Raw genomic sequence first — 19,277 nt, 5'->3', positions numbered from 1 at the left:
GATTTGACCATTCTGTAAAGTTATTCATTTTTATTCAGCATCCTTTCTTGAGTAAAATATTTTATAAGATACATAGCAAATAATTGAGAAAGGAATCCCAATTATAATTGCAATCCTTTGGTTAGGATCAAAAGCAATTCCAATAAGTGATAATGAACAGATGACAATTACTAACCATGGCAAAATTGGATAAAATGGGGCTTTATAAGATAATTCAATTGTTGAATGTCCATTTTTAATAAATTGTTTACGAAAATTTAATTGGGCCCAACCGATAATTAGCCAAACTATGACAACTGCAAATGCCGAAATAGCTGTTAATGCTAAGTAAACAGTATTAGGTGCATAAATACTGGAAAACAATGCTAGGAATCCACCTAAAATAGTTAAACTCAGTCCATATATCGGAATGCCATTTTTACTTAATCTGGATAATTTTTTGGGTAACGTTTTCTTTTCAGCTAATGACCAAATCATTCTAGAAGCAGCATAAACACCTGAATTTGCACCTGAAAAAATAGTGATAAATAAAATAATATTCATAATATCTGATGCATAAGGAATATTGATTGATTGTAAAATAGTCACGAATGGACTTTGTGATAACGAAGAAGAACTCTGAGGTAAAATTGATCCCAGTGCAATAATAGTGCCAATAAATAATACAATTAGAGTAATTAGTGTTTTTCGAATAGCTTTAGGTACTGATTTTTTAGGATTTTTACTTTCACCAGCACCTACAGCAATCATTTCAGTTCCTGAAAAAGTAAAATTAGCTGATAAGATAATTGAAATCACTGGTGAGATTCCATTTGGGAAAATCCCATTTTTGGATAATTGACCAAAAAATGGAGTAAAGTTTTGGTGGTGAAAAGGTAGAATCTTAAAAATTATTAAAACACTAATAATTAAAAATAGGGCTAATGCGATTACTTTGATTAATGACATGTAAAGTTCACTTTTAGCAAATAAATTCATATTAACGATGTTTAACAATAAAATAATAATGGCAAAAATTAAACTATATCCCCAAACAGGAATAAATGTAATATATTGTTTAGCAATGGTAGAAAGAGCAATGAATTCAGAACCTAATGCAATTGTCCAAGTTAGCCAATACATCCAAGCGACAACAAACCCCATTGCTGGACTAATATATTTACTAGCATAAGTATGAAATGCTCCTGTACTAGGATCATGCACCGATAGTTCGCCCAAACATGCCATTACCATACACACTAATAATGATCCAATAATGTAAGCAATAATGGTGCCAATGGGCCCAGCAAACTGTATTGAATATCCAGTACTCATAAAAATACCAGTACCAATAACTCCACCTAATGACATAGTAATTAAGTGTCGACTTTGCAAATCTTTAGATAACTTTTGTTTGCTCATTTTCATCACTCCTTTAAAATAAAAAAGCATCCGTCCCTTATTGAAAAGGGCGAATGCTTCGCTGTACCACCTTAATTTATAGCCTTATTTTAGACTACCTTATCCAGAACTTCTTACATATTCCTTTGTGCTATATCGGGCACTTACCGCTATGAGTTAAATATCACCCATAAAAGTTCAGAGACCATTTTCATTAATAATAATTTGCTCATTTTCATCAACCATGAACTTTCTAAAAAATTATTAATTAACTACTTTTCTCATCAAAACTTAATTATTTAATCAATTATTAATAATTATAATTGTAATTTATGAATAGTCAACATAAAATAGATAATAAGATTATCAAACCATTTCTGATTGATATAAAAATATGTATAATAGAAGTATACATTATAATAATATAATTCTAGTTGAAAGTGAGATTTTAACATGATTGAAAAGTTCTTAATTGGAACGTATACTACGAAACTTAGTAAAGGTGTTTATGAAATTGATTTAGACACTGACAAAAAAGAATTAAAGAATTTACAATTCGTTGCTAAAGGTAGAAATCCTACATATGTAGCTATGTCAAAGGATAATAAAATTTATTCAGTTGATAAAGCTGAAAACGGTGCTGGTGGAGCAATGGCTTTAGATGCTTCTACTCGTCCAACTACAGAAATTAATCGTTGTATTAATGAAGCCACTAATCCGGCTTACATTACTGTTGATGAACAACGTCAATTTGTATATACTGCTAATTATCATACAGGTGAAGTAATGGTATATAAAATTGAATCAGATGGTTCAATTGATTTTCAAAATAAAGTTGTTCATGAAGGACATGTTGGTCCAAGACCTGAGCAACAAAATGGGGCACATCCTCATTATGCAGATTTAACTCCAGATAATCGTTTAGTTGTTGTTGACTTAGGACAAGATCGTGTTTACGTTTATGATATTAATGATGAAGATGGTAGTTTAACTGAAGTTTCATGTTTACACATGGAACCAGGATTTGGTCCAAGACATATTGTATTTGATCCAAAGAAACATCTTGCTTACTTGGTAGGAGAATTAAGTAGTAAGTTAGCGGTTCTAAGATACGATGCTGAAAATGGCTCATTTGAAGTTAAACATATTGTAGATACGATTCCTCATGATTGGGCTGATCATAATGGATCTGCTGCTATTAGAATGTCTGAAGATGGCCGTTTTATCTATGTTTCAAACCGTGGAAATAATAGTTTAGCTGTTTTTGAAGCCAAAGATAACGACAAAGTTGCACGTGTTCAATTAATACCAACTGAAGGCGATTTTCCACGTGACTTTAACTTCAATTCAGATGAAAGTTTCGTAATTGCTGTTAATCAAAATAGTGATAATGCTACATTATATGCTCGTGATAAGGAATCTGGTAAATTATCAGTTATTCAAAAAGACTTTATGGTTCCAGAAGGCGTTTGTGTAGCTCAAGAATATTAATAAAAATAACGCACTTTAAAGTGCGTTATTTTTATTATTCCAGAAATTATCTATTAAGGTTTTAGTATTATTTTTATTATAAGAAATTTTTACATTCCAATTGTTAGGGAAAAATTTTTGATATCTTTGCTGACTAAATCTACGATCCATAAGCATAATATTTCCTAAATCATGGTTAGTTCTAATTAATCTGCCGGCTGCCTGCATCACATTATTTAATCCAGGAAGTTGATAAGCATATTCAAAGCCGTGGCCATTTTCTTTATCGAAATAATCTCTAATTAAATTATTTTCGGCACTTAATCCGGGCAGCCCGACAGAAACAATTCCTACCCCAATTAGAGCATCATATTTTAGGTCGATTCCTTCACTAAAAATACCACCCAATAAGGCAAAACCAACTAAGTTTTCGTTCTTATCATTTTTAAATTGATCAATAAATGATTGTCTTTCTTCATCATCCATCGATGCTTTTTGTACAATTGTTTGTATGTGAGGATATCTTTTTTCAAAGGCTTCGACAATCATTAATAAATATTTATTTGATGGGGCAAAAATAATATAATGACCTTTTTTGCTGCTGATCATGTCGAATATGCTTTCGATGATTAAGTTGATACTATTATTTCTTTGTTTATAAGTAGTTTCGATATAATTAGTGCTAATTAATTGTTGATTATTAATCGGAAATGGCGATTCAATTTCAAAGGCTAAACTATCATCTTCATGACCTAATACTCTTTGGTAATAATTCATAGGTGATAGGGTTGCAGAAAATAAAATTGCACTGCCACCTAATTGTAATGATTCACTTAAATGAGGACTGGGATCCATACAGAAAAGTTTGATTATAGTATTGTTATTATAATCATGATAAATTCTAGTTTTATAAGTGTCGTCATAATATTCATTGATTTTTTGATAATGCAGTAACTTAAAATAATATTCCAAAACCTCATCATTTAACTTATCTTCTGGATGATCTTTCTTTAGCCAAGCATGAATTTTATCTACTAATTTGTTTACTTGTTTGTTAAATGCATCTAGTGGTTCTGTGATGTTTATTTGATCAACATTATTATCCTTTAGCACTTTAGTATTAATATTAAAAGACTGTTTAAAGGACTTTAGGGCCCGATGCAACTTATCATTAATATCAGGATTATTTTTGCTCATTTTTATTAATTCATTTAATTTACTGTCACTCAATTCAGCAGAATACATATCACGAGAGCGATCTACTAAATTATGAGCTTCATCAATTAAAAATACGTTATTTGAATCTTCTACTGCGAAAAATCTTTGTAGATATACTTGTGGATCAAATAAGTAATTATAGTCGCCAATAATAACGTCACAAAAGAGACTTAAATCTAATGAAAATTCAAATGGATCTAGCGTGTATTTTTTTGCATATTTTTGCACAACATTTCTGGTTATTTGATTTTCATTTTCCAATACTTTTTTCATAGCCGGTTTTAAGCGGTCATAATATCCAACCATATAAGGATTATCCTCAGGTTTTAACTCTTTTTCTTCATCAAAAGTAATCTTTTCTTTTGATGTTACGGTAATACTTTTGATATATAAGTCTTTCTTTTCCATCAAATTCATTGTATTTTCAGCGATATTTTGGGTACTTTGTTTAGCGGTTAAATAAAAAATACGATTACATAATTTTTCACCCATACCTTTAATGGCTGGAAATAATGTGGAAATGGTCTTACCAGTTCCAGTAGGAGCTTGGGCAAATAAATGTTTATTGAATGCAATGGTTTTATAAACAGCCGCAGATAATTCACGTTGACCTTTACGAAAACTTGTAAAGGGAAATTTCATTGCTTGAGCTGATTTATTACGTTTGTCGACAATATCACTACGTAATTTTAGCCATTCTTCATATTCATTAATTAATGATTGAAAGAATTGCTTAGACTCAGCTTGACCAATTTCTTTAAACTTTACTGTTATTTGTTCGTCAGGGGTCTGTACATATGTTAATTTAAGTGTAGCTTTTTTAATCTTAGGATTCGCATCCATTAATAAATAAGCATAAGCTTGTGCTTGTCCCCAATAAAGTTGCAAAATACTATTAGGTAAATCTTCAAAGATAATATCTGAAGTTTTGATTTCTTCAATTTCAGCCTGATTTTCTTTTAAAATAAGACCGTCAATGCGACCATCAATTTGAAAATTAATATTATTCATTTTGATATTTTTGGTAAGGGGTACTTCAGCTTGGTATTCTTTGCCATGTTTTTTCTGTAGTTTACGATGAATTTTAGCTCCTTGTTGAGCAGTATTATTACTATTTAGCTTACTATTTAAATCACCACTTTTAAGAGTGAATTCTACTAAGTCACGGACACCAATTTTATTAATGATAAATCACCTCTGAAAAATAAATTATGAAAGTAGTTTTATGTATGAATGAAAATGAATTAAAAAAATTAGTTTTAGTATTTGCAAAATATAATATAAAAATTGAGCATAGTGGTTTAATGATTACTCAAATTAATCAGCAAGCAGCAACATTAGATGCTGGTACTTACATGCCAGATCAAATGGTGGAATTAATATGTAAATTTATGCAAACGCAAATTATTAAAGACATGTGGAATTTGTAACATAATTGTAACTTACGAAGAATTTTTTAGCATGGTATGGTTGAAATTGTTGATAACAGTACTATTTTAATAAGGAGATTGTATTAATGCCAAGAAATTTTAAAGAAGAATTAATGTTTACTGGAATGATGGCTGGAATGATGGTTATCGTTATGGAAGCATATAATATTGCTATTGCAAGTGGTGTTAATTCAGGTTTTATTTTAGATGTTCTAAAAGGTTACCCATTAGCGTTAATTATTGCTGCTATTTTGGACTTAGTATTAGTAGGACCAATCGTTAAAGGAGTCTTTTTTAAATTTATTTTTAAACCTGAATGGGAAGCAACACCAATTAAGATTGCTTTATGGATTTCATGTCTAATGGTCTTAGGAATGGTAACATTAATGTCACTATTTGGGATTATTGTAACATTTGGTTTAGGAAATATTTCTTTTGGAATTTATGCACATGCATGGATTTTTAATTTAATCGTTGCTTTACCATTACAATTAATTATTGTTGGTCCTATTAGTCGTATGGGACTAAACAAAATTCAATCCAGTAGCAATTCTAGCGAAGTTTAATTAAGAATAGATGGCTATCTTTAGCTGTCTATTCTTTTTATTTTAGATTGATACTTATAAAAAGATAGTGAAAAAATATTTAAATACCTTTATCATAGTGATATATGAATACGTAAGCTAAAGGAGAATTAAAATGATTAAAATTGTAACTGATTCAACAGCATTAATTCCAGATAAAATAGTTGAAGAATTAGGAATTAAAGTTATTCCTCTTAATGTAAGCATTGGTGAGCAATCATTTAAGGATGATATTGATATCAATGGTAAAAAATTAATTAAAAATCTTGAAGATAATCCCAAAGGTGATTTCCCAATTACTAGTCAACCATCAATTGGTGATTTTGTTGAATTATATAACAGTTTGACCGCTAATGGGGATACTGTATTATCAATTCATATGACAGATTTATTAAGTGGAACTGTACATGCTGCCCAACAAGCAGCGCAAATTGCTGATGGGACAGTTAAAGTTATTAATACTCATTTTATTGATCAAAGTTTAGGTCATATTGTAACTAGTGCTGCTAAGTTAGCTAATTCAAATGAATATAATCTTGATGAAATTTCAGCAGCAGTAGATAAAATGATTGAAAATAGTAATCTTTATATTGGTGCTAGTACTTTAGAAAACCTGGTTCGAGGCGGTAGAATTAGTAAAGCCAAGGGGATTATTTCAAAGTTAATTAATCTTCATGTTATTTTCGAAGTTTTACCCAAAGACATGGATTTGCAAGTTAAAGGTCGTGGGAAGAAAACATTTACTAAATGGTTAGATAAATATTGTGAAAGTGTAAAAGATGAACAATTTGAATTTATTGGCATTAGTTATACAGGTGATGATACTTTCCCATTAGTAATAAAAAAACGCCTAGGAGAAATGTTCCCAGACGCTGAGATTTCAATGTTATATACTTCTGCGATTGTTGCCACACATACTGGTAACGATGCATTTGCTGTTATGACCTGCAAAAAATGGTCTTAAAGGAAAAAGCTAAATATTATACCTAAAATACCACCGATAATTGGTCCTAATAGTGGGACAATCGAATATTTCCATTGTGATAATCTTTTATCATAAGTTCTTGAAAAGAAGAAACGAGGGATAATATCACGAGTAGGGTTAAAGGCAGCACCAGTAATTGGTGCGATAACCGAAATGATAATAGTCATCAAGATGGATGACCAAATAGTCTTAATCCACCAGGGACTTTGTAAATTAGATGATGTTTGAGTATTTACCACAATTAAAAATGTACCAAATATTTCCCATCCAAAATTAGCACGCCAATTATTAATGTTTCTTGGAACAGTGGCATAAAAGTTAAGGTTTAATGGTAAGCTTCTAAGCCATTTAGACCAAACTAGTTTAACTGTTAATGATGCTAACCAAGCTCCAAAAATTTGTGTAATGACTTCACCAACAAATATCCAGAAACTTATTTTTCCGCTGACAGCTAATGTTAATGAAACTACAGGATTAAATCCAGCAGTTCCAAAGAAAATAGTTGTTATGAATGAAGGAATTAGGATACTAAGTCCCCAATAAAATCCCGTTAGGAAACGGTTTTGATGCTTTGGAAATAAGAAGTAATTAACTACAACACTACTTACTAGTCCAAGCGATAACATAATATATGTACCGATAAACTCTCCTAATAATGATTTCATTGATTGATTCCTCCTTTGCTAAATATTTTATATTAAAATTAAATAATATTTATCATAAAAAAGCAAGCCATAAATATAGGCTTGCTTTTTTATGCTTCCCAAGCATCTAATGCTTGTTCATTTTTACCTAAGTAATTGAAAGCTTTTTTAGCAATTTCAGGTGCCTTTTGATTTACAATTTCACTATTGTGATCGTAAACGTCGTTTAAGTATCCAACACCAATATTGTAAAACTTTTCAGTTCTACCAAATCCTTGATCATTGAATAAGTTATCTAAGTTTTTAATATTACTTTTACCAGTTTCATAAATTTTATTAGCAACATCAACATCGTTGCCTAATTTTTTAGCTCCATATTCTACCAAAAAGTCATCCATATCATGAATAATTTTTTCTTCCATATTAAGTATTTTCTTTTTGGTCATTTCAATCACCTCATACTTAATTCTAGTTCTAGCTTTCATTTATTATCAAGTAGGTTGTTTGTAAAAAAATAATCACTATACATTTTGTATAGTGATTATTTTGATTATTCTTTATCTAATTTAATTTGTCCACTGATACTGAACAATACAGTTAGTAGTACAGCCATGAATCCACCAACAACAATCCCATTATCTAAGATAATTTGTGCTGCTTTAGGGAATGAACTAAATATTTGAGGATAAACAGTCACACCAATTCCTGATCCTACGGCAATTGCAACGATTAATAAGTTAGCATTTTTATTGAAATCAACTTGTTGAAGAATTCTAATACCCTGAACTCCAACCATTCCAAACATTACAATCATTGCACCACCAAGAACTGAACTTGGTACAACAGTAGCAAAAGCGCCAACCTTAGGTAACAATCCTAAAATTAATAAGAACAAACCAGCATAGTAAATAGGGCGCTTAGTTTTGATTCCTGATAATTGGACAACTCCAACATTTTCAGAGAATGTTGAGTATGGAAAAGTATTAAAAATTCCACCAAGCATAGCTGCAATTCCTTCTGCACGATATCCTTTGGCTAATTCTTTACTACTTAATTTACGACCAGTTAAATCACCTAAAGCTAAAAATACTCCAGTAGATTCAACCATTGTAGTTAATGATACTAAAATCATTGTTAAAATAGCTGACCAACTAAAGTGAGGGGTACCAAAGTAAAATGGCTGTGGTAATTTGAACCAACTAGCACTTGAAACTGAGCTTAATGAAATCATGCCCATAGCACCAGCTAAACCAGTTCCAACAATCATCCCAACTAATACTGAGATTGATCTTAAAAAGCCTTTACCAAAAATATTAATTAGTAACACAACTACCATTGTAACTAAACCAACAGTTAGATTTTGAGCATTTGCAAATGTTTTAGCACTAGCATCACCACCACCCAAATCTTGCACGGCAACTGGAACTAATGAAAATCCAATAATTGTAATCAATGATCCAGTTACAACTGGTGGGAAAAATCTTCTTAATTTTGAAAATAGTCCAGAAATTAAGAAGACAAACAATCCAGAGCAAATAATTGCACCATAAATATAGGTAACACCCAGAGTACCGCCAATTGTTTCAAGTGGCGTAATAACTTGGACTGCACATCCTAAGACAACTGGTAATCCAATTCCTGTAATAGGGGTGCGTTTAAGTTGAAGCAAGGTGGCAATTCCACACATAAAAATATCTGCAGAAACTAAGTAAGTCATTTGAGCAGCATTGAAATGTAGAAATGCTCCAATTAATAACGGCACTATGATATCACCAGAATACATAGCTAATAAATGTTGTAGACCTAAAATAGCGGCTTTTAAATGTGAAACTTGCTTTAAGCCTTTTTCACTATTATTCAAAATAATCCTCCTAAATTTTACTATTGACCTATATGTAAATAAGCAAAAAAAAACCCCTATGCATAAGCAAAAGGATTTAGATCATTTCGCTTATAGTCTGAAATTTAAGGTTCCAGGTAGAAACTTACTAACCATATTTTAGTAATTATATAGGCAACAAAATATATATTATTAAAATAAATAATATATTAAAATATTTAAAAAAGCAACCTTACCATATTATATAATTGTGATAGTAATTAATTAAATGTACAATATAAAGTATTAGTTTCTATATTATTAGGAGGCATTTAGTCTTGAAGAAAATCTTAGCAATCCATACAGGTGGAACTATTTCTATGTCTCAAGATGATAGTGGAGAAGTAGTTCAAAATGAAAAGAATCCTATTGCGAATCAAGATAATTTATTAGGTCGTAATATTAAAATTGTAAATGAAGAATTGTTTAACTTACCTTCACCACACATTACACCAAAAGTAATGTTGAAAATTGTTAAACGTATTAAAGAAGCAGAAGATGAAGGATACTATGGTGTAGTTGTTACGCATGGTACTGATACTTTGGAAGAGACTGCATACTTTTTAGACTTAACATTAAAAAATGATATGCCAGTAGTTGTCACAGGTGCAATGCGTTCTTCTAACGAAATTGGATCTGATGGACTTTATAACTTATTGAATGCTGCAGCTACTGCAGCCAGTGAAGATGCAAAAGGTAAGGGTGTCTTAGTAGTAATGAATGATGAAATTCATACTGCTAGATATGTAACTAAGACGCATACTACAAATGTAGCAACCTTTAGAACCCCAACTTTTGGGCCAATTGGAATTATTAGTAAACATCATCCATCATTTTTCCAAGAATTAATTCAAAGTGAAGTAGTAGATATTAATAATGTCGTTGATGGTGTTTATTTAATTAAAGGTTTTGCCGGCATGGATGGAACTTTATTTGAGGCTTTAGATAATGAAACAACTAAGGGATTAGTCATTGAAGGGCTTGGAGCTGGTAATTTACCACCTGCAACTTTACCTGCAATACAAAAATTATTAAAACGTCACATTCCAATTATTTTAGTATCAAGATGTATTAATGGAGTTGCTCAAGATATCTACGCTTATCATGGTGGTGGAATTGAACTGCAAGATATGGGACTAACTATTTGTCATGGGTTAAATGGCCAAAAGGCCAGAATTAAATTAATAGTAGGCCTTAGTGCTGGTAAATCAGGCCAAGAATTAGCTCGTTTTATGGGCAACGCAATTTCTTAAAATTTGAGGTTTTTAAATATGGAGTATGTACTAGAAGAAATAAGGAAAGCATACCTAAATCATTTGTTAGTTAATATTTATCTAGTATCAGGTGATATTTTTTATACTGGTTATATTGACCGATATAATGAACATGAAGTTTTGGTTAAAACTTATGAATCAACCGCAATGGCTGATGGCTTTGTTGCAATTAAGTTATTTTCAATTGAAAGTATTGAGCATAAAAGCGAAGATTTAGATCGCATAGAAGAAAAAATGGTAGTGGTCGAAAACGATAACTTACTACAATTTTCTCCAAAACCAGTGCATTTTGCTAGTAAGATTAACTTATTTCAACAAATTTTAATTCAAAGCTATCTAGATAAACAAATGATGTTAATTCAAGAAAATGATTCAGAAAAATTTTATACAGGAATTATCAAAAAAGTTAACAATGATGGCATTGAATTTTTAGTCATTAATAAGTTTAAATTGTCTGAAAATTATTCAAAGAATTTTGCATTTAGTAATATTAGATTAATAGAATTTCAAGGGCGTGAACTTGAAACAATGAGTAAAGTTATTGATAAGGTTAGCCCTAGTGATTCTGTTGCGCACACAGCTAAATCTATTAATCACATTATTGAAATGTTAACGCATTCTTTTGATCAACAAAGTTTTATTGAAGTTAATGCTAGATATAATCATAATTACTTTTATGTTGGAAAAGTTATTATGATTAATGAGGATAGCATTATCCTAAAAGTTGTTGATATGGCAGGACAATTTGGTGGATATGTATTAATGCGGATGTTAGCTATTGATAGTGTCACCATTAATACTGACTATTTAAAGATTATGCAATTGATGGTTCAAAATAATATTAAGCAAAAAATTGAGAGACAACCGGTTTTAAATGCGGATCGTCAATTTGATATAACCGAAAATAATTTATTATTATTGTTAAATCAATCGTTAAGGATGAAACATTTAATTAGACTACAGTTAAAAAATGGAAATGTATTTTTAGGATATCCTTCTTTAATTACGAATGAATATATTAAATTTAATTTGTTAGATGAAACTAGAACTTTCTTTATTAATGATAAGGAGATTCCGGTAAATGATATTGCTGAAATTGGATTTGATTATATTCAAGCTTATTTAGATGAACGACGATTAAAATTAAATGGTGATTTGTAAAAAAAGGTACTACGCATATGCGTAGTACCTTTTTTCATGAATTTCAGATTAAGCTAAAGTTTGTTTAATTATATTAACTTCGTCTTGGTTTGGTGATTTTTCCATACTTTTAATATCGTGTAATTCTTCTACACTAAAATGTAATTTAAAAGCTAATAAAGTATCTGGGATATCATGATCCTTTTGATAATTAATGATTTCTTCAGAAATATTGTTCATTTTACGTTCCATCTGAAATGCCCCCTATGTAATTAGCATCTAATTTCATTATAACGTAATTATGAATTTACACATTAATTTAGTTTCAAAATTTGATTAACACTATTTGAACAAGAAAAATTATAATAATCATTTTGACGTAATCCAATTTATTGATATTGATATTTTTAAAGTGAGTTCTAGGACTATCTTCAACAAATAAATGAGATGTCATGCCTTCAGCCAATAAATTAGACCAGTTCAATGCCGACATAATACTCTTAAAGTATAAAGTAGGGGAAAAGAAAGTTAAATGAACATTTCGCATTGCGGCGGCTAATTTAATTTGTTTGATTTCTTTTCGGATAGTTTCAGTTAAATTAAATGCTCCTAGGACTCCATATGCAAATTTAGCAGGTAACTTAAAATTTTGTTCAAGTGTAAAAATCAAATCTTTAATCGATGCAGTTTTAGTAAAAGTGGTGCCTAAAAAGACATATGCATAAACCCTTGTTGCAAGGATGATACCATAATTTGTACTACCATTTATTAGTTGAGCAGCATAAATTCCAATTGCTGGAATTATAGGTACTAAAAAAATGTACAGTAAACTTTTTAAACTGATCTTGTTTAAGATTAGTATTAATAAACTAACAATTATAATGATAAAATTTAATATCAAATTTTGCGTAAATGATATCTCAATTGCAATTATTAATATAGTGATTAATTTAAGCGCTGGATCCATTTAAAAAGACTCCTTATACTCCAATTTTCTATTGCTTAAGGTTACATGAAAGTCTACTAATTCTTTTAGTTCATATCTTTGATGGCTAATAATTATTTGAGTTTGCCCTCTTGTTTTAGCCAACTTTATCATGTCGTTTATAACTTTAATTGATTTTAAATCCACACCCTTAAAGGGTTCGTCTAGTAGTAAAACTGAATGACCCATAATCAGCATTGATAGAATTTGCAACTTTTTTTGTTGACCTTCACTTAGCGAGTATACTACTTGATCTAATAAGGATTCTAATCCCAAATTTTTGATGAAATTATCGATTTCTATCATGGAAAATAGTTTATGATTATGTTTTTTTATTGATAATTGAATTTCTTCTTTGACAGTTAATTTAATAAATTGTTTGTCTGAATCTTGAAAGATAATACCAATGTCTTTGTAATATTTAGCAGTTCTTATTTTTCTGATATTTTTTTGATTAAGTCTAATTTCACCATTAAAGGGGTGCATTTTGATTAGAGTGTTAAATAATGATGTTTTACCAGAACCATTCTTACCAGTAATTAGCGTCGTATATCCTTGATAGAAATTAATGCTATTGTTCTGAATTAATTTTTTATCACCATTATTTATAGATATATTTTTAAGCTCTAGGGTAATAGGCTGCTTATTTGGTATGGAACATTTTATCGCAGGAGATATTTGAAACTTTTCAAACTTTCTAATAGATGCTTTATATGAAATAGACTTAAAAGTATTATTATTATATATAATTAAATTATCAAATATTTTTTCGTACAAAGACAAATCATGGTCAACGACGATAATCGTTTTTCCCATATTTTTTAATTGATTTAATTTTCCAATCAATATTTTTCTAGTTTCATAATCAACGCTAGCAAAAGGTTCATCCAATAAAATAATATTGGGATTTATTGCATATATTATGGATAATGCTACTCTTTGCTTTTCACCACCTGATAAAGTATCAAAGGGATGATATATAATATTACTTGTATTACCAAATTGAATGGCTTCATTAATTCTTTTGCTGATTTTATCCTTTGGTAATTGCAAATTTTCCATGGTAAATATTAGTTCGTCATATCCGTTTTGCATGCAAAACTGTTGATTGGGATTTTGAAACATCATAGCAATTTGTTTTCTAAATGAAAGTTCATTAATTAAATTAATATCTTTTTGATTTAAAAATATTTTACCAGAAGAAATACCTTCATTATATTTTGGATATAGTCTCGCAATGATCTTTAACAAGGTGGATTTACCACAACCAGAAGGTCCGTGAATTATTGAAAGTGTTTTAGGTGCAAAATTTAAATTTACATCATTAAATATTGGTATTTTATTTTTTGCATAATGAAATTTTAAATTCTTAATAGTTAATGTAGCCAAGTTATTTTACTCCTATTATTTAATTACATTGCTTCTAGTTAACATGTTAGTAACTAATTTGGTTAAAATACCACCAAATATAAATATTGATATCATTCTAGTGATGAATAATAAAATTAGCATATGAATACTATAAGCGCTATAACCATTTTTGAAGCAGTCCCATATAAATGTGATAATGGTTGTAGTTAAAGTGGTGCTAATGATTCCAATCCAATCGTAATGTTTATATTTAGTTAGAGTAAAGCCCAATTCAGAGGCTATACCTTGAATAAATCCACCAATCATAGTGGCGGCACCCCATTGCCCACCTAGAAACATTTCTACAACTGATCCCAAAACTTCTGATAATATGGATGCTCCAGGAGCCTTAAAAATAAAACTAGCTAATGGGGCTGCCATAATCCACAAACCAATTAATATGTCATTGGCAAATGGTGCTAAACCAAATGGGGTTAACATTAATGATAAAGAATTATATATAAAACCAGTAGCAAAGAAAATAATTCCGCATATAATAGAAATTAAGGTTAGTAATATAATATTTCTTAAATTCCAAGTTTTTTGCATATTGTTTCTCCTTCCGGGGGCATAAAAAAAGAGCCCCAAAAAGTTTGGAGCCCTTTAAATTATTGTTGAATGCACAACGATATAAGGTAAAAGGTATTGTTTTCCTTCGCAGGGATTATCCTGAATCAGGTACAATGGGTTTATCTCAGCCTAAATGGCACCCCAAACATTAATAATATTTATTTCATAAGTACTATACAATTAAATTAAACTAAAATCAACCTATATTTATATACAGAAAGTAGAATCGATGATGAATAGAAAAAAATTAGTCTTTTTTGTTGCTATAATAATTGCCTTTATACTAGGTCTCGGATTTATTAGTAAAGGTTCAATTTTTACAAAATCTTTTAATAAGATTGAGAATCAAAATCATAATATTGATTTTAAATACAATTTAATTTCGCATAAAATAAAACCCAAATTTTTAGGTGAACCAGAAGCTATGATAGCCATTGATGCCAAAAATGGTCAAATAGTTTACGCACATAATGAAAACAAACCAGAAAAAGTCGCATCATTATCTAAATTAATGACTTTATATTTGGTAATTCAAAAAGCACAAAAAAATAATGGCTGGAATCAAATTGTTAATACCACTAATCCTAATTTAGTTAGAATGAGTCATAGTTATGATTTAGGTGGCTTTGATTTTAAGAAAAATCATAAGTATACAGTTAAGGAACTTTATAAGGCAGCTTTAATTCGCTCCTCTAATAATGCTGCAATTGCTCTGGGTGAATGGGTAGCAGGTAGTAATAAAAAGTTTATTAATATGATGAATCAACAAGCTAAAATTTGGGGATTGAAAGCACATTTTGTATCATCATCTGGTTTGGAGAATAGTGACCTTAAGCATTATGGCTATAATCAAGTTGGCAATGATAATGATGGTAATGAGGTCTCTGCAAAAGATATTGGTAAAATTGCAGTTTATATTTTAAAAGCATATCCATCCATTGTTGATGATTCAAGCCAAGCTGTCACTTATGATGGTGACCAAACTATTTATAATGAGAATGGCTTATTACCCGGAAAAGAATTTTATGATCCTAGTTTAGGTGTGGACGGACTAAAGACTGGTTATACTGATTCTGCGGGATTATGTTTTGTTGGTACAGGTAAAGTAAAAGGCAAAGATCGCTTAGTAACAGTTACTTTGAATGATGATGATGAATTTAGTAATACTATTAAATTAATGAAATTTGTATACAAGAATTCTGCGTTGTACAAATAAATAAGATAATACTTCTAATTTCTATAATAATAATTTGGTAATTTTACTGATATAGTGTAGAATACTTATTATGTAATTTTACGTTTTTATTTAGTTCACTTTATAGAAGGAGAAGATTTATGAAATCGAGCTGGAACTTAATTGGTTTGATTTTTTGGATTGCTCTAATTATTTATGCTGCATTTGTAGTACATAATATTGGTGTAAGAAGAAGTAGAATCATTTTAAACAACAATTATTCCTTTTCATGGAAACATTTGTACAAAACTTTAGCACAGCTTATTATTTTGTTTTTGGGATTAGGTTTCATGATATTTGAAACTTTTAATTCAAATATTAGAGCTAAAGATGTTTCAATTAAAAGAGAATATAATCCATTAGTATTGGATACCAATGGTAAAAATTCTTACTATGTTAAAGTATTAACGCAAAAAACTCCTAATTTGAATCAGTCTTATTCATATTTAATTAAAAATAAAATAAATCAAGTTTCTAGTAATTCATCCAATGTTTTAATGGGGGATAATAATGCAATTAATATTCCTAATTTTGCTTTTGATTGGAAAAAACAAAGCATTAAAAAATTAGATGATCGTTATCAAAAGGCTTGGGTAATTAAAGTTAAAGCTACTTATAAAAACAACTTTTTGAATGGTATAGGGATGCATGCAGGTAGACAAGCACATGAATATACTTTAATCAGAGTGCCCGATAGCTCATTCATTTATAAAAATTAATTAAAATAGTCCAACAATCTAATGATTGTTGGACTATTTTTACATATATTTAGTTGGATTTTTAACAGGAAAGTTTAAAATATTTTTACTGATATTGTCAGCTGCAGTTAAAATATCATCTTTAACTCCAGGTCTAGGAATAGCACTTGTAACGAAATACAAACCTTCAGTATTTAATCCCCAAGTAAACATATTAGGTTCACCTTTTACTTGATCATTTTCAACATTAATATCGATAGATGAATTATTAACATCATCATCTGCTAATTTAATGACTTGTGGTTTGATAATATTATTTTTCTTTAAATTATTTAATAACGGATTATCTGTAATATTGAGGTTTGGTGCATTTGTTCTGGCCTCAATTAAGGCATCACCTTGAATAATTTGGTGTCCATAGAATGCAGAACGAGTTATAAATTTATGGTTAGCACCAATAACTTGCATTTGAGGAGGTAAAATTTCAACAATACCAGCGTTAATTAATGCTAAAAGTTCTTCACTTCTAATTACTGGGGCACCCATTGATAAGAATTTAATATTTGATGAAAATTGTCCTTTATATTTACTTACATAATCTTCATTTGATAATAAATTATTAGCTAAAACGTATCTAATATTGTTTCTTAAATCTCTTAACATTTCCAGTGCACCAATAATAGGGCCTGTCTTAGATCCTAATCTGGCATCATTGATTACTGTTGATAACCATGTTTTGACATGGTCTTGGTAATCTTCCATGTTAGTAATTTTGATGCCAGCAACAGGATTTAAAATTAAATCCCAATTGAACATAGCTTCACTCGATAATCCTGATTTTTTAACCACCTCAATTGGATTATCACTATTTAAAAATTCATTTTGAAATGATTCTAAGTTAATCTTAGGATAATCTTTTTGGATTAAAAATGTATAATAGCGATATTCAACATCTAATCTTAATAGCTTTTGAAAAGCTTCAAATGGCAATTTACCATCTTTAAGATGTTTATTAATATTATCTTTGGTTAGGAAATAAGCAGGGTAGTTCTCATTAAATTGTTTTTGACTAATTGCTTTGGGATAGTATGGAATGCCACGTCTTGATCCAGCAAAGATTTTTGGTTCATTCCCAGATTTATGGTAACTTAATTTACCATTTTCATCCTTGATAAATTTACCACCACGTTCTTTAGTTAAACGACTTACATAATCATTGAAGCTAAGCCCTAATCCACGAATAATCACGGTACTTTGATGATTAATGCTTGATAGATCAACTTCATCTGCATATTCAGGGAGAATGTAAGTTAACTTGTTCTCATTAGCATACTTTTTAAAAGACTTTTCAGTGTTAGATAGCTGATTTTCTTGTTGTCCTAAACTAAATACAACTTTATCAACAGTATAATCTTTCTGTGATTTTACAATGAATTGCTTACTATCTTTTTGAATATCATTAACTGTTTGATTGAGATGCAATGAAAGATTAATATTGTTATCTTTGCTAATCTTATTTTTTAACAACTCAAAGAACCAAGTGCAGTAAACTCCACAAATTGCTCTAGGAACATAACTATTTTCTTGAAGATTATTAATTGCATTAAGCAATTCATTTTTATTTGGATATTTATTTTCATCTAATGATTGAATAAATTTGCTAGATTGATCTGATTTTATCCAATCAGCAATTGAATAGCTATTTGCTTGTTCATCATTGAATAATGTTAATTCATTAGCAGGGGTGTTCATAATTAAGTCAATTGGTTGATTTATTTTCCAAACACGACCACCAATGTTTTTTCGATCAAACAAATGAATATTTAATTGTTGATTATTGTTTTGTATTAAATTATTTAATAAGAGTAGTCCTCTTGGACCAGCTCCAATAATTGCTATATCCATATATTTAGCACTCCTTTATTATATTAACAATATTAACATGAAATGATTTAAAATTTGTATTTTTGATTTTAAAATAATTATTAGCAATGTGATAAAATTATAAATGAGGATGGTGTTATAAATGAGCGAATCAATTCCAGAAAATATGGATGAAGTAAAATTGAAAATGGCACGTTTAAAAATTGATGTTCATGAAGATATAAGCGAAGATGACATTATCACTAAAGCAGTTAGTGATTTATTTCAAGATTATTTAGACGAAGCTGAAGAGGGTCACTATGATACTGGTAGCTTGGATGTGGATACAATCAGCGTTGTTGGTGTAACGGGTGATAAGATTACTGAATTCAAATCCAAAGAAAAAGATTTTATCTCAGACTTTAAAAAAGATGCCATGGCCCTTTGCTTTAGATTAGAAGACGAGGCAATTAAAATTGCTAAAATGTAAAAAACGACTAGTTATGAACTAGC

19 protein-coding genes, 2 riboswitches and 1 other annotated feature are annotated in these 19,277 nt (G+C 29.7%); of the genes, 9 read left to right on the top strand and 10 right to left on the bottom strand.

The window, feature by feature from the left end; all coding sequences use genetic code 11:
• Positions 1–30: 30 nt before the first annotated feature.
• Entirely contained in the window at positions 31–1,401 is a 1,371-nt protein-coding gene (locus C7N41_RS00835; protein WP_105963848.1) for an amino acid permease, read from the bottom strand.
• Between the two features lie 42 nt (positions 1,402–1,443).
• Positions 1,444–1,677, bottom strand: a binding site (T-box leader).
• 156 nt (positions 1,678–1,833) lie between these two features.
• On the opposite strand from C7N41_RS00835, the gene C7N41_RS00830 reads away from it, so the two are divergent.
• On the top strand, positions 1,834–2,871 hold the full coding sequence (locus C7N41_RS00830; RefSeq protein WP_105963847.1) for a lactonase family protein: 1,038 nt from the start codon (positions 1,834–1,836) through the stop codon (positions 2,869–2,871).
• 15 nt (positions 2,872–2,886) lie between these two features.
• Here the strand turns inward: C7N41_RS00830 and C7N41_RS00825 are convergent, their stop codons facing one another.
• Positions 2,887–5,256 carry an ATP-dependent DNA helicase gene (locus C7N41_RS00825; RefSeq protein WP_105963846.1) on the bottom strand — a complete coding sequence of 790 codons (2,370 nt, stop codon included), beginning with the start codon at positions 5,254–5,256 and terminating at the stop codon, positions 2,887–2,889.
• Positions 5,257–5,297: 41 nt separating this feature from the next.
• Here C7N41_RS00825 and C7N41_RS00820 point away from each other — a divergent pair, with 41 nt between their 5' ends.
• From C7N41_RS00820 to C7N41_RS00810, 3 genes are all read left to right on the top strand, one after another.
• A complete protein-coding gene (locus tag C7N41_RS00820; RefSeq protein ID WP_105963845.1) occupies positions 5,298–5,498 on the top strand; it encodes a hypothetical protein in 201 nt (66 codons plus the stop codon).
• 86 nt (positions 5,499–5,584) lie between these two features.
• Entirely contained in the window at positions 5,585–6,064 is a 480-nt protein-coding gene (locus C7N41_RS00815; RefSeq protein WP_105963844.1) for a DUF2798 domain-containing protein, read from the top strand.
• Between the two features lie 133 nt (positions 6,065–6,197).
• The gene (locus tag C7N41_RS00810) at positions 6,198–7,046 is read left to right on the top strand and encodes a DegV family protein (protein WP_105963843.1); all 849 of its coding nucleotides are present in this window, start codon (positions 6,198–6,200) and stop codon (positions 7,044–7,046) included.
• Here C7N41_RS00810 and C7N41_RS00805 read toward each other — a convergent pair.
• From C7N41_RS00805 to C7N41_RS00795, 3 genes are all read right to left on the bottom strand, one after another.
• Complete coding sequence (locus C7N41_RS00805) at positions 7,043–7,732, bottom strand: aquaporin (RefSeq protein ID WP_105963842.1); 690 nt, start codon at positions 7,730–7,732, stop codon at positions 7,043–7,045. The genes C7N41_RS00810 and C7N41_RS00805 overlap by 4 nt on opposite strands.
• Before the next feature lie 89 nt (positions 7,733–7,821).
• The gene (locus C7N41_RS00800; protein WP_105963841.1) at positions 7,822–8,157 is read right to left on the bottom strand and encodes a hypothetical protein; all 336 of its coding nucleotides are present in this window, start codon (positions 8,155–8,157) and stop codon (positions 7,822–7,824) included.
• Positions 8,158–8,261: 104 nt separating this feature from the next.
• Positions 8,262–9,572, bottom strand: coding sequence for a nucleobase:cation symporter-2 family protein (locus C7N41_RS00795; protein ID WP_225362828.1), 1,311 nt, complete (start codon positions 9,570–9,572; stop codon positions 8,262–8,264).
• A 73-nt stretch (positions 9,573–9,645) separates the two neighbouring features.
• Positions 9,646–9,745, bottom strand: a riboswitch (purine riboswitch).
• Between the two features lie 123 nt (positions 9,746–9,868).
• On the opposite strand from C7N41_RS00795, the gene C7N41_RS00790 reads away from it, so the two are divergent.
• Both C7N41_RS00790 and C7N41_RS00785 read left to right on the top strand, forming a co-directional pair.
• Positions 9,869–10,843, top strand: a complete 975-nt coding sequence (locus tag C7N41_RS00790; protein WP_105963840.1) for an asparaginase — start codon at positions 9,869–9,871, stop codon at positions 10,841–10,843.
• Between the two features lie 18 nt (positions 10,844–10,861).
• Positions 10,862–12,025: a hypothetical protein gene (locus C7N41_RS00785; protein ID WP_105963839.1), complete on the top strand. Its 1,164-nt coding sequence runs from the start codon at positions 10,862–10,864 to the stop codon at positions 12,023–12,025.
• Between the two features lie 48 nt (positions 12,026–12,073).
• Here the strand turns inward: C7N41_RS00785 and C7N41_RS00780 are convergent, their stop codons facing one another.
• From C7N41_RS00780 to C7N41_RS00765, 4 genes are all read right to left on the bottom strand, one after another.
• The gene (locus tag C7N41_RS00780; RefSeq protein WP_105963838.1) at positions 12,074–12,256 is read right to left on the bottom strand and encodes an LBP_cg2779 family protein; all 183 of its coding nucleotides are present in this window, start codon (positions 12,254–12,256) and stop codon (positions 12,074–12,076) included.
• 73 nt (positions 12,257–12,329) lie between these two features.
• Positions 12,330–12,971, bottom strand: a complete 642-nt coding sequence (locus tag C7N41_RS00775; RefSeq protein WP_105963837.1) for an ABC transporter permease — start codon at positions 12,969–12,971, stop codon at positions 12,330–12,332.
• Positions 12,972–14,378, bottom strand: a complete 1,407-nt coding sequence (locus C7N41_RS00770; protein ID WP_105963836.1) for an ATP-binding cassette domain-containing protein — start codon at positions 14,376–14,378, stop codon at positions 12,972–12,974.
• A 15-nt stretch (positions 14,379–14,393) separates the two neighbouring features.
• Positions 14,394–14,948 carry an ECF transporter S component gene (locus tag C7N41_RS00765; RefSeq protein WP_105963835.1) on the bottom strand — a complete coding sequence of 185 codons (555 nt, stop codon included), beginning with the start codon at positions 14,946–14,948 and terminating at the stop codon, positions 14,394–14,396.
• 84 nt (positions 14,949–15,032) lie between these two features.
• Positions 15,033–15,123, bottom strand: a riboswitch (TPP riboswitch).
• A gap of 75 nt (positions 15,124–15,198) precedes the next feature.
• Between C7N41_RS00765 and C7N41_RS00760 the strand changes: the two genes are divergently transcribed.
• Positions 15,199–16,185: a D-alanyl-D-alanine carboxypeptidase family protein gene (locus C7N41_RS00760; protein ID WP_105963834.1), complete on the top strand. Its 987-nt coding sequence runs from the start codon at positions 15,199–15,201 to the stop codon at positions 16,183–16,185.
• A 119-nt stretch (positions 16,186–16,304) separates the two neighbouring features.
• The gene (locus tag C7N41_RS00755) at positions 16,305–16,922 is read left to right on the top strand and encodes an LVIS_2131 family protein (protein ID WP_105963833.1); all 618 of its coding nucleotides are present in this window, start codon (positions 16,305–16,307) and stop codon (positions 16,920–16,922) included.
• Positions 16,923–16,961: 39 nt separating this feature from the next.
• On the opposite strand, the gene C7N41_RS00750 is transcribed toward C7N41_RS00755, so the two are convergent.
• On the bottom strand, positions 16,962–18,806 hold the full coding sequence (locus tag C7N41_RS00750) for an FAD/NAD(P)-binding protein (RefSeq protein ID WP_105963832.1): 1,845 nt from the start codon (positions 18,804–18,806) through the stop codon (positions 16,962–16,964).
• Positions 18,807–18,927: 121 nt separating this feature from the next.
• Here C7N41_RS00750 and C7N41_RS00745 point away from each other — a divergent pair, with 121 nt between their 5' ends.
• Positions 18,928–19,254, top strand: a complete 327-nt coding sequence (locus C7N41_RS00745; RefSeq protein ID WP_105963831.1) for a hypothetical protein — start codon at positions 18,928–18,930, stop codon at positions 19,252–19,254.
• Positions 19,255–19,277: the final 23 nt, after the last annotated feature.

The organism is Apilactobacillus micheneri (assembly GCF_002993975.1).
GTDB classification, from domain to species: domain Bacteria; phylum Bacillota; class Bacilli; order Lactobacillales; family Lactobacillaceae; genus Apilactobacillus; species Apilactobacillus micheneri.
Note: the sequence above shows the minus strand (reverse complement) of the source record. Positions and strands in the feature narration are given on the sequence as shown.